This window comes from Acidilobus aceticus, assembly GCF_055392325.1.
Genome location: NZ_AP042407.1, coordinates 698,922 through 711,221, shown reverse-complemented (window position 1 = coordinate 711,221; position 12,300 = coordinate 698,922). Strand labels below are relative to the sequence as shown.

Below are 12,300 nucleotides of genomic sequence, written 5' to 3'. Positions count from 1 at the left end.
CGCTAGGAACCCCTCTTGCTTTTTCTTGTCGCACTTACCAGCGCCGCCACTGAGATTATAGCCGAGGCCGCGCTGACCACCATAGCGTCCATGTAAAGGCCTGCCTCCCTCAGGGCCCTCTGGGAGCTGGCCTGTGCCTCGAGGGCCGCGGAGCTCGCGGCGTTGACCTCCTGGCCAAGGAAGTGAAGCTGGAGGCTCAGCTGGGTGACGTTAGAGCTCAGCTCCTCGGACTGCCTGGCTACGTCACCGCTTAACAGCGCCACGGTGCTGTTCAGCTCCCTCAGCGAGAGGCCTAGGCCCTCAGCGGTCTGGTTGAGGCTGGATATCCTTGAGTTCAGGTAGTAATAGATGGACCTCAGCTGCCTGCTGAGGTTGGCTATTGCAGTGTTGGTGTCAAGCTCTATTATGTTCATCAGCCTGCTGGGCAGCACGTAGCTGACAGTGCCGTTGGAGCTTAACCTGTTAACCACGTCTGAGGCGTAGAGGTACACCGTGCCGCCCCTCACGCCCAGGTAGCTGAGCTGAGACCCCATCAGCCTCGCTGTGCTGTTGACCAAGTAGAGCCGGCCCAGGGACCTCACGTTTACCAGGGTCACGTTGCTGTCCACTATGTAGACCGTGCCGTTGAGGATGGAGTCCTCTATGGGGCCGCTGTAGCCAGTTATGTTAACGTCATAGAAGAGGTCGTCATAGGGGTAGAAGCTGCCGGGCCCGAGGGTCTCGTTGGCGTAGTAGGCGTACTTGGTCTCCATTATAGTTACGTTTACCGCTGGCCTGGCAGGCATGCCGTTAAACGACGCCCCCGTGATGACGGCGACCCAGGGCTCTCCGAGGTAGAGGCCCGAGAGCCCCGTGCTCCCCTGCGAGTAAAGTGATGGCATGACGGCGCTGCCGACCCACAGGCCGAGGGTCGAGTTGTAGTAAAGCATTACTGTGGCCTGCAGCCCGCCGTCAAGCTGCCAGTAGGCGCTGGCATCTGCCTTGGGCACCAGGACTGCCGAGAAGAGGCCGTACCTGACGGGGGTGCCGTTCTGGTAGGTGACGTCCGCGTAAATGGTCACCCCCTGCCCCTCGGCCGGCTCACTAGGCGCGGCCCAGGCCCTGACATTGAGCGGCTGCCCCACATATATCATGTCGACACCGTAGCCCTCCACGAGGCCGCCCAGCGTGGTGGAGTTGTAGGAGGCGTTGAGCAGCACCCAGTAGAGGCCAGGCCTCAGCTGCGGCACCTTCAGGGTACCCAGGTAGTAGCCCAGGGCCGGGTCGTAGAACGCCTGGGAGGAGGCCACGGGCGTCCCGTTGAGGTACTCAAGGGTCACAGTGACGTTGCTGCCCAACGCTATGGTGTCGAAGAGGGACTGGCCCGTGCTGTAGGAGGTGTAGGCCTGGGTCTCAACGGGCGGGAGCACGTAGCCCATGACAACTATATCCTGGCCTGGCTCAACTGTGCCAGGCATCATGGCGCTCTCGCCGAGGACAACCGTGTCCTGCAGGCTGTCCCCGAAGAACATCGGCACCACGCCGAAGGCCGGCGGCCTAGCCTCCATGAGCACGTAGCCGTAGGGAGCGCGGAACGCCACCACGCCCTGGGCGAAGTTGCCCTGAACCACAATTACAGTGCTGTTGTAAACCGAGTAGGAGTTCGTGACGTAATTATAGTACAGCAGCGACACGTTATAGGTTATCTGGGGCCCCGGCGTCCCGTTAACGTACGTCAGGTTGACCTCCACCGGGAGCCCAAGCGAGGGGTCCCACGGGTACGCGGCGGTGGGGTATGTGAACGACGCAAAGTAGCCTATGAAGCCCTCGACGAACGACTCGCCCCTGAGGCCCCCCGAGGAGCCGCCCACAACTATTAGCGTGGGGCCTGAGACATTGGCCGGCACTGTCACCTCCGCCTCCCAGACGGTGCCGTTGAACGTCATGCTTTGCGTGAGCCCGACCCCCTGGGCTGTCTCCAGAGTCACCTGGAAGCTGCCGAAGGCCACAGGGGCACCATCAGGGTATGTTATGTTAGCTACGACCGTCACCCTGTGCCCCGGCACCAGCTCCAGGTCGCTCGGCGCGCCGATGACGTTGACCTTAACTGAGAGGGACGGGAGCATCGACTTGACCCTGTCCATTATGTATTTGTTGCTCAACGCGAAGGCCAGCTGGCCAGCGTTTATAGTGCCTAGGCCCGTGACGAGGCTGTAGTTGCCCCCGGCCCTCCACGGTATGTTGTAGCCGAAGGTGACCCTATCTATGGCTGCTGGGTAGGCCCTGTACATCGCGTAGAGCGTTGGCGCTATGAGGCCGAGCCCGTGGCCCACGTAGCCCTCGACCAGGGCCAGGAGGCCGGCCGTCAGGGGCGACGCCTCGCTAGTGCCTCCCTCGACTATAGTTACGTTATTGTATGTCACCTCATAGACGCCTGGGAATATGTTTGCGTTGGCCGAGACGTCCGGCACGGCCCTGCCGTGCGGGAAGCCATCGGGAGGCCTCGGAGCTACCCCCTCCTGCCACCACGGCATGGGCTCATAGGCGCTGTAGCCGCCCGTGGAGCCGCCCACGTTCTGCATGTACGGCACGAAGCCCGCCGAGGACCAGGCAGTGCTGTAATAGGAGCTCACGCTGCCGTTGGGGTAAAAGTCCAGGTACGTCGTTGTGCCCCCCACGGCCAGCACCCAGGGCGAGGAGGCAGGGTAGTTGACGTCCCCCACGGGCCCAGCGCTGTAGCCCATGCCCCCGCCGTCGCCGCTGGCGGCCAGGAATGTTATGCCCTCCGCCGCGCCGAGGGCGTAGTAGACGTCGCTCAGGTAGACGTTGTAGTAGTAGAATGGCGCCCCCATGTTAGAGAACATGGACTCCGGTATGCCGAAGCTCTGGCTCACTATTGAGACGTTGTCGTGCTGGTCTATGTAGGCTATCACTGCGGAGAGCGGCAGGTAGCCAGCCGCTATGTAAAGGTATATGTGGGCCCTCGGCGCAATCGAGTGCACTGCCTCCACGTCCAGGTCTATCTCCACGTCCCAGCCCGTCAGCACGCCCAGGTTAGGGTTATATGGGCCTATGGGGACGACCGTGAGGTTGACCGGCGGGAGGCCGAACGCCTTATCGTAATAAGACATTACCTGGTAGATCTCAGGGTCGCCATAGAGGTCGACAATTCCAACGTTTACCCCCTGTCCCGTGTAGCCCCTGGAGTAGAGCGGCGTCACGTTATAGGCGAGGGCCACCTTGGTCAGGGGGTAGGCCTCGGTGGTCACGTACACCTCCTGGCCCTTAATTGGCGTGAATGAGGCGAGCGATAGCAGCGGCCTGAAAACGAGGCCCGTGACGTTTGAGACGTAGGGCACTAGGCCCAGCGGGTTGCCCCTGTAGCCTGTGACGGCGTAGTAGCTTGAGGTGCCGTTGCTGAAGACCCCTATTGAGACCCCCAGGGCACCCTCAACGGCTGAGGCCGGGCCGCTGAAGGCAATCATTGACCCTGCAACCGCTATCACCCTCAGGCCGTGGGACCTGAGGTAGCTTATGGCCTTGGACACCTCGGCCTCGGGGTAGAACATGCTGGCAACCTGCGAGGGCGTCAGGAACTTGTGGTAGAGGGGCGAGCCGGGGTCGCTGACGGCCTGGGCGTAGTAGAATATGAGGGGCACGTCCCTCAGAGGCACGTAGAGGACGCCAACTACCTGCGACTGCGGAGGCGCCTGGCCTACCAGCCTGAAGCCCGGCAGCGGCTCGCCGAGCCTCTGTGGCGACTGCTGCAGCCTAATCCCCATGGCCTCCGCCTCTGCAGGCGATACCATCGCTATCAGGATGACGGACACCAGCAGGAGGCCCAGGAGTCCCTTCAAGCGGCCACCCAGTAGCTGGCCGTTGGAGGCGTTAATATTCATTGAACAAGGCCGGAGGGCCGGAGCGATGTGCAGGACCGCCGCCTCATTTAATTCCCACTGAGCTGGGATAGACCCGGCGCGATAAGTGTTACTGTTTAAAAACTTCGCCCGCTATCCTATACTAATAACTAAGGCAAAAAGAGGTGATAGCAAGTGAGCCTGCTGAGGAAGTCCAAGAGGAGGCAGTCGCCTGAGGTCTACTCCCCCATGCCTCCCTGTGAGGCCATGTTAGTGGCTCAGGCCTTCCTGCCGCCCCAGTGGTAGGCCTTTTTAGGGGACTCTTCCTCGCACCTTTCTACATCAGCCCAACCTATGTAGGAAAGGCATTTTACCACCCCCAGTAGTAACAACGCGGTGTAGGGCTTGGAGGAGCTGGCCCGTCGGCTCGACAGCTCAAGGTGGACCTCGGCCCACGGGCTAATATTCACGTCAACGAGCCTCGGCATGTTCATATGGGGCCTTGAGGCCATGATAGGCCCCGCGGGGTACTTTGCGTTTCACAGGAGCCTGGCCTTCCTCATAGCCTTCTACGCGTTTGACTTCATAGGTGACATAGCCATAGGCAGGCTCTCGGACACCACGCTCGCCAGGAAGGGGGCCTTCTACGTCACCATGTCCCTGATAGGCGTCGGCCTCCTAGTTCTTGGCCTCGACCTCATGATCACGGCCGGCAGGGGGCTTATCGCTGTCCTCGCTGGCCTCGCCGGGGCGGCCGTAATGAAAATTGGCATAGAGGGCGACGTGCCCGTGTCGCTCGCGTTCCTCGCTGAGAACACGCCGGCCAAGTACAGGAACAGGGTGCTCGTGCTCTCGCCCAACTTTAACAACATAGGGGGCGCCGTGGGGGCAGCCGTGCTGTACCTTACGTATACTAGCACTAACTCCTACCTCTACGCCGCCCTTGCGCTGCTGGTAGCCACGGCCGTCGCGCTGGCTGTCACCTTCGCTGTGAGGGCGACGATGCCGGAGTCCGTCAGGTGGCTCATGACTAAGGGGATGAGCGATAGGGCCTCAAGGGAGGCCTCGGCCCTGGTCTCGCGGCCCAGCGAGCAGGTGTCAAGCGTGAGCCCGACAGTTGGCATAGGCGGCAGGTACGCCTTCCTTGCGCTGCTCGGCCTCTCCCAGTACTTAACGTTCGGCCTCATGGCGTTCACCATAGCCTACTTCTACTACAGCGGCGCCACGGTGTACTTCATACAGCTGGTGGCCCTCCTGGGCGCTTCCATAGCGGGGGTGCCGGCGGCCTTCCTGCCTGACATCATGGACACCAGGAACTTCACGTTACTTGCCTACGTAGGCGGCTTCCTCTCAATGATACCAATAGCTTTGGCGCTCCGCTACCTTGGCTCCCAGGGGTTCCTCTCCCTCTTCTACCCGCTGCTCTTCCTAAACATGGTCTTCAGCGAGCTCGCGTGGGCAGTCAGGACGATCTATGAGCCGGTGCTCTTCCCGACGCACATTAGGGCGACCATGATAGGCCTGGTGAGGGCAGTGCCCATAGCCTCCTACGACGTGTCCCTCTACGTCACCAGCAGCTGGAGCGAGTGGCAGTTCGTGCTCTTTAACATAGCCCTCTGGGGCGTTGGGGCCGCGACCTCGGTGCTCTGGAGGCTCAGGGGCTACGACACCAGGAGGGCCCTGCTCGAGAGCGTGTCCTCACCCAGGCCAGCCGCGCCTCTGTAACGCTGTTCCCTGAGGAGGGCGTCACGCTGAACCGCAGCGCGAAGCTCAAAGCACAAAAACTAAGCCTGTGAGCCTCTAGGGGAGGCCTTCAAGGGCCCGGGCAGGCTCTGGGCTGCTTACCTCACTCCTTGGACCTCCCAGCCTCGACAGCCATGTAGCTCACGACGCTCTCGCCGAGGGCCCCCTTGGAGGCTCTGTACGCCGTGTAGGCTGCGATGCCAACAACCACCAGCAGCGACGTCACCATGAAGGCAAAGTAAGGCTCCACAAGGTCGCTCACGACGCCCTCGTAGAAGGTGTAGACGAAGAGCGCGGTGCCAAGCACTGGGAAGGCCAGGCCTGAGACCGCGAGCCTAAGCTTTGAGAACCCCAGCTCAGGGTGCCTCCTCACGTACGGGAAGAGGCCGAACTCGGGCACGAAGTGGTGGAAGTACCACGTTATGCTTGACGCGGTGCCCATGACATACCAGGCCACGGCCACCGTGTTGGGGTTGTACCCGTAGACCTTGACCAGGGAGGCCGCCACCGCAAGGGTCGTTGCGAGGGCCAGCGCGAAGTCTAGGAGGGCCGCGTTCGCTGGAACGCCGTGCCTGTTGAGCTCCTTAAGCCAGCCGCTTGATATGAAGTTATCCCTGGCCATGGCCCAGAGGAGCCTGGCCTGCGACCCCCCTCCCGCGCCGAAGGCTATCAGGGAGACCACGAGTATGAGGAAGTTAAGCCCCACCAGGGCGCTGAGGGGGAAGTACCTTGACCAGGCCACCAGCTGGGGCAGGGCCGAGGACGTCACCTGGGACAGCTCGCTCCTGGGGACGGCCACCAGCTCCGAGTAGGCCGCCAGGGCTATGGCCACGGCAGACACGGTGAGCCCCACGTATATTGCCTTCCAGACGTCCCTGGTCGGGTTGACACCCTCCTCGGAGTAGAAGAGGGCCGTGCCGTAGCCAGCGAAGGTGAAGAAGCCCACTACGGCGGTGGCCAGCATGAGGCCCCTGAGGCCGCCTGCGCTGTTGGCAGGGTTGAGGTAGTAGGCCGAGTTGTACGGGCTCCTGGCTATCACGGCCGCCGTGAAGGCCACCACAATCACAAGCGTTGTAAGCACGGCTGCAGTTATGGCTATGCCAAGCCTCCTGGCTGGCTGTACCGACATTGCATAGGTCACCACAAGCGTGGCCACGCTGGCGAGCAGCCAGGCCCAGATGGGCAGCATGACGTGGTATGCGTAGTAAACGGTGTCAACGAGCAGCCAGCCTATGAAGAACGCGTTGGCGGCCTGCCACCAGTTGTAGAAGAAGTAGTTGCCCAGGGCCGTGAACTTGCCGGCGCCCTTGCCGAAGCCCAGCTCGGCCAGGCCGTAGTAGCCGCCGGCAAATGACACTATCCTGGTGTACTCCAGTATTGGAAGGGAGACCAGCACGAAGAGCACGTAACCTATAATAACAGGCCATATGGCGGCGGGTCCTGAGTCGCTTATGAACGCCGTGACCTCTATGGGGCCTATGATTGGAAGGACTCCGGCGACCACGGCAGCAACCATGGCGTAAAAAGGCATGGAGCCCCTCCTAAGTTGGGATCCCACAGAAGCCCACCCTCTGCGCAGGGGGCGGGGCAAAGTCTAAAGGCCTTTCCTTAGATGATGTCGCCAGACGGGCCTTTCAGCCCTTAGGCCTCGCTTGACAGCTGTCACTGTCGCAGTCCAACGCTAATTAAAGCCGTGGCTCATAGGTGTGCAACTCCAAGAAGTGGTGCGGCGGCCGGGATTTGAACCCGGGACCTTCGGCTTGGAGGGCCGACGTCCTAGTCCAGGCTAGACTACCGCCGCACCTTGCTGGTTCCAGGTGCTTGGAGTTTTAAGTTTAAGGCCGCCTCGGCTTGAGCTTATTAGCCCTGGGACCTACCTTAGCCCAGGCCGATGAGGACAAACGTTCCCACGGAGCCCAACCGCGAGAACTGTGACGAGGCTTCACGGCCTGAGGCCTCATCGTTAGCGCGGAGGAAACTTCAAGATAAGATAAAAGATAAAAATGAAATTAAGAGTTAGCTGGAACCGACCCCTTACTGGAGGCCCCCGTTTATGAGCTGGTAGCTGAACTGGTTCGCCATTAGGTAGCCTGCCGTGTTAACGGTGCTGTTCTGGAAGCCCTCAAGGTAGGCGTTCTCCTCGAAGCCCCTGCCGTTCACCAGCACCTCAGCCGTTAAGGACTTCTGGGTCAGCGCGTTGTTCGACGTCAGCCCAATTATGACCGCGCCCGTCGGGTTTATGAACTCCAGTATGCCCGCGAAGCCTCCCACGGCGCTGAGGTCGTAGTTGAGGCTCTCGGTGAAGTTATAGCCTGGCCAGGCGTAGCTTAAAGCGTAGGTTGGCGCTAGGGCTATGCTCCCGTTCTGCAGGAAGGTCGCGTTGTACGGGAACCTCGTCGGCGGGGTTATGGGTATCGCCACGAAGTCGTAGTAGAGGGTCACGGGCCAGTTGGCGCTCACCCACAGCCTGTAGGGCCCGTAGCCCTGGGCCCACGAGCTCACGGTGAAGTCCTCGTCAAGGTAGTTGTAGGCAAACGTGCCGGCGTAGTTGTACGCCTGGTCCACTGTGGCCACCCCCTCCTGCTGGCTGCTCACGACCTCCTGGCCGTGCTCGAACTCAAGCAGGGACGTGTAGTTTATGAAGTAGCTGGCCCCCTCCTGGAAGTAGAGGCCGGCAACGCCTTGGTTCATTATGAGCGGGCCCGAGTCGTGGTACGAGGCCTGGCCAGTTATCACCTTGGCTCCAACGAGCGGGTTGCTGCTGTTGACCCAGAGCAGCAGCACGCCCCCGAGGTTCCAGTTGAACTCGGTGCCCGGCACGCCCAGGGCCTCTGAGGAGGCCAGCAGGTCAGCTATGTGTATCGCTAACGTCGCGTTGAGCCCGTAGGCCAGCAGCGGGGTTAGGTCAACTATGTCAGGCATGTGGAACGAGAGCGTGTTTATTGAGGGCACAGGCTTCCACCAGAACAGGTCTATGCCGCCAGTGTAGATGGTCTCGAACGGGTTCACCACGCCTGCCAGGTGACCGTTGTAGTAGACCTTGACGTACCTGACCGCTGGTATGTTGGTGTACCAGAACTCGTCATAGGCGTTGCCCTTGGTGTAGAGTATCAACCACGCCCTGTAGGTGCCGTTGGGTATCGTCACCTGCTGCTCAACGTAGTCATTGTACGCGTTTATTGAAGGCGTCATAGAGTAGCCAAGCTTGTTCACGAAGAGCGGTATGAAGTAGTTCGGCAGGCCGGGCGGCGGGCTCCCCTTGTAGAGCAGCAGGCTGACGTTGGCCACGTAGTAGCCCGTTATCCCTATGGAGGGGGCGTAGCCGTTGGGCACCATGAACTGGAACCTCACGGGACCCCTGAGCAGGTTCTCGAAAAGCGTCACGTCAACCGTTGTAGTGGAGTTCAGTATCTCCTGAGTAGAGCCCCAGAGCAGCGGGGTCCCGTTGGCGAAGACGTACGCTACCGTGTCATACTGAGTGCCCCCAAGCTCCCTTATTGACATGTTGAGCAGTATCAGGCTGTAGTTCCCAGGAGGTATGTAGACCGTGGCGTTGTAGGGCAGGCCAGTGTGGTTGAAGACCACGTTCTTGCCTATCCATATGACAGTGGGCGTCTCGTTGGGCGGCACGTACCTGAAGGCCTGGAAGGAGTAGTAGCCGTCATGGTTGCCCGCGACCCCCAGGTCCCTAGCAGCTAAGTTAAGGGGGCCTGGGTATGGCGCGGCCTCGTGGGCGGCTGGCAGCTGCGGGTAAGCCCTGGGGGAAGACACGGCGCCTGCCATGGGGGCCATAAGCAGGACGGCCAGCAGGACAGCCACGAGCGCGGGGATTGAAGACCTCATAATGTCCACCACTTAGCCTCTGCAAGTGTGTAACTCTGGAGGGAAAATATATTTTATGTTACAAAGTTACGGGCGCTTACTTTACCGATAATGACTAAACAGCGGGCCCGCCGGGATTTGAACCCGGGACCACCAGCTCCGGAGGCTGGCGCGCTGATCCTGGCTGCGCCACGGGCCCAGGAACTGGGGGCCCTCTGGCCTATAAAACATGGGCCCCGCCTAGGCCTTGACCCACCACCAGTATATGGCGTCCCCTCCGCCGCCTATCATGGGGTTCTCCTCCCATGCGACAGAGCCCATGTAGCCCGTTATGTATGGCTTCACTATCCAGTATGCGTTGGGCTGTATCGTGTAGACGTACATATAGAGCTCTATGGCCAGGTCCTCAGAATGCTTAAAGAGCGGCAAAGCCGCCGTGGAGTTCGTCAGCTCGACGCTGTCAGCCTCCGCTATGAGGTTCTGGAGCTCCTGGTACTCCACTGCCTCCTGCCAGAGCCACCTGCCTATCTCAGGCTCGACGCTCGGGCTCAGCCCCGGGTAGCTTACCCTTGACTGGTTGAAGTACGCGCTGAGGTTCTCGAGGTAGGTCGCGTTCCAGCCGTCAGGCTCCACCCACACGGTGCCCGTGTACTGGGCGTTCATCATGTCCGAGGCCAGCGGGTAGTCGGCCACGTAGCCGCTGTTCCATATAGCCATAGGGTTCATGCCAGGCACCCAGTAGGAGAGCATTGTGGGCCACGGGAGGTAGAGGGGCTGGGCCACTATGTTCGGGTCTATGTTGTGTAGGGCCGCGGCCCACATCTGGGCGGCGGTGTAGTCGGTGGTGTCGCCGCTTGATATCACGATGGGGAAGTAGACGCTTATGTTGTAGAACCCGCTCTCCTCCAGCAGCTGCTTAGCGTATGTGAGGTTGAACGTTGGGCAGCCCGTGAGCTCGGAGGGGGGTATGTATATATCTAGTCCCTTGATTATAGCTCCGCAGTAAAGACTGCCGAAGTTGAAGTGATACTTCACGTTGCCAACTATGTCGTCTATGTACTCGGTGTAGTTGAAGGCGTAGGCGAAGGCCTCCCTGACGAGCGGGTTGGCTAAGTACCAGCCCGGTATGTGGTAGGCAGGGTTGAGCTGGGAGAGCAGGGACTCGGTTATGTTAAGGTTAAAGCCGAAGAACTCCTCAAGGAGGCTCGGGAACTCGTAAACCCTCGCCTCGCCCTCGCTCTCCAGCTGCTCTATGCTCGGCATGAAGCTGTTCGGCAGGTTCGTGACTATGTCGGCCTGGCCTGAGGCGAAGAGCTCGTAAGCGGTTGTCGGGTCCTTGACCCACTCTATGATTACGGTGTCGTTGGGCCTCGGTATATCAGTTATGTTGGTCGGCCAGTATGGGTTTGGCTTGAGCACTATGCTCTGGCCCGGCGTGTAGGCAGCTATGTAGTAGGGCCCTGTAGCCATGGGATCCCACCTGACCTCCTCGTTATAGTCCCACTCGTTGGCCGTCTGCTCGTAGCTGTAGAAGGCCTCCGCCAGCTGGGTCATGTTGTGGTCGTAGAGCCCAGTGAAGTTTATACCGTCCCCCACCTCCTCAAGCCACTTGGCGTCAAGTATCCCAGGCCCCCAGCCTTCGGCCAGTGCTGTGAAGAACACCTGAGGGGCCACGGGCCTCACCAGGTGGAACGTCACGGTGTCGGTGGCGTTGTCGTAGGTTATGGCGTTCACGATCTCCTCTGCCCCCTGGGTGTCGTTGGGGGAGGTCACCACGAAGGTGAACGGCGTGTAGTTCGGTATGAGGTACTGAGCCAGGATCCAGCCCCTCGTGGAGGGCACACCTCCGGCCAGCAGTATGTCCCTGACAAGGCTGTACCACACGTCATAGGCAGTTATCGGGTCGCCGTTGGCGGCCCTGAGGCCTGGCCTGACCTTGAAAACGTAAACAGTGTAGTTCGGCGATATGGCCCCGTAGAGGTGCCTGGCGGTCACGTTTGACCAGTTGCCCACGGTAGGTATGTACTCAGCAGCCATGGGTATGAACTTGGTAGTGTACGGGCCGTCGTATATCAGCAGGGACGCGAATATGTTGTCTATGACCTCAAAGCCCACGGTCTCGTAGTCTATTGCCGGGTCGAAGCTGAAGGGCCCTCCTGGCACGTTCTCGGCAACCACAATGGTGCCGGGGTTGGGGACCGAGAGCTGCGGCGCGAATATTGAGAACCTCTCCTTGGACGAGCTCACGGCCAACGTGTAGCACGAGGTGTAGTTATACGTGGCCCCGCTGCTCGCGTTCTCCGTAACTACTGTGAGACACACCGTGTAGAGGCCCGGCTTTGTGTACTTGACTGTCACCGGGTTCTCCTTTGGCTCCAGGTAGGTCACGTTCCCTGAGCCCGTGAGGGCCACCTGCTCGGCGTAGCCCGTGCCGTTGACTGAAGGTATAGTTATCGTCGTGCCGTTGCCGAGGTTCCAGACGTACTCCTCTATGGTCATGTTGGTGCCCGAGGGCGGCTGCAGGAAGCCCGCCGAGAGGTTGACGGGCTGGCTTACGTTGATGACCTGGGCCGAGGGGGCTATGACGGGCACTGTTATGAGCTGGGCGTAGCTCTCGTTGAACTGCGGCGGGGCCACGAGGACCTCCAGCAGGTTGCCCTGGGAGCTGCCCACGAGCTGGCCGTTCTTATATATGGCGTAGTACACCAGGTAGTGGCCTGGGTAGGCATACGTGACCTGCGCGGAGCCCGCAGTTGAGTTCACGTCGCTGCCGTCTCCTGTGTAGATGATAACGTACTGGCCGGGCGACGGCGAGTACGAGGTCACGGTTATGTAAAGGGGCTGCCCGGCTATTGCCGTGTAGGAGCTCAGGGCTGGGGGCAGCAGGGAGTACGCCTGC

General features: G+C 60.6%; 5 protein-coding genes and 2 tRNA genes. 1 reads left to right on the top strand and 6 read right to left on the bottom strand.

The genetic code is table 11. The annotated features are described in order from the left end of the window. Window positions 1-2: 2 nt before the first annotated feature. Window positions 3-3,836 carry a protease pro-enzyme activation domain-containing protein gene (locus ACZ5OO_RS03745; protein WP_464078517.1) on the bottom strand — a complete coding sequence of 1,278 codons (3,834 nt, stop codon included), beginning with the start codon at window positions 3,834-3,836 and terminating at the stop codon, window positions 3-5. Window positions 3,837-4,241: 405 nt separating this feature from the next. On the opposite strand from ACZ5OO_RS03745, the gene ACZ5OO_RS03740 reads away from it, so the two are divergent. After that, the gene (locus ACZ5OO_RS03740; RefSeq protein ID WP_464078516.1) at window positions 4,242-5,561 is read left to right on the top strand and encodes an MFS transporter; all 1,320 of its coding nucleotides are present in this window, start codon (window positions 4,242-4,244) and stop codon (window positions 5,559-5,561) included. Between the two features lie 121 nt (window positions 5,562-5,682). On the opposite strand, the gene ACZ5OO_RS03735 is transcribed toward ACZ5OO_RS03740, so the two are convergent. From ACZ5OO_RS03735 to ACZ5OO_RS03715, 5 genes are all read right to left on the bottom strand, one after another. Further along, window positions 5,683-7,137 (bottom strand): APC family permease, encoded by a 1,455-nt coding sequence (locus ACZ5OO_RS03735; RefSeq protein WP_464078515.1) that lies wholly within the window; start codon window positions 7,135-7,137, stop codon window positions 5,683-5,685. A gap of 164 nt (window positions 7,138-7,301) precedes the next feature. Continuing rightward, window positions 7,302-7,380, bottom strand: a tRNA-Gly gene (locus ACZ5OO_RS03730). Window positions 7,381-7,613: 233 nt separating this feature from the next. Then, entirely contained in the window at window positions 7,614-9,422 is a 1,809-nt protein-coding gene (locus ACZ5OO_RS03725; RefSeq protein ID WP_464078514.1) for a peptide-N4-asparagine amidase, read from the bottom strand. A 102-nt stretch (window positions 9,423-9,524) separates the two neighbouring features. Beyond that, a tRNA-Arg gene (locus ACZ5OO_RS03720) sits at window positions 9,525-9,600 on the bottom strand. 41 nt (window positions 9,601-9,641) lie between these two features. Then, the gene (locus ACZ5OO_RS03715; protein ID WP_464078513.1) at window positions 9,642-12,227 is read right to left on the bottom strand and encodes an ABC transporter substrate-binding protein; all 2,586 of its coding nucleotides are present in this window, start codon (window positions 12,225-12,227) and stop codon (window positions 9,642-9,644) included. Window positions 12,228-12,300: the final 73 nt, after the last annotated feature.

Excerpts from the sequence above, each read along its gene's own strand:
- ACZ5OO_RS03725 (WP_464078514.1), bottom strand. The coding sequence starts at position 9,422 with ATGAGGTCTTCAATCCCCGCGCTCGTGGCTGTCCTGCTGGCCGTCCTG.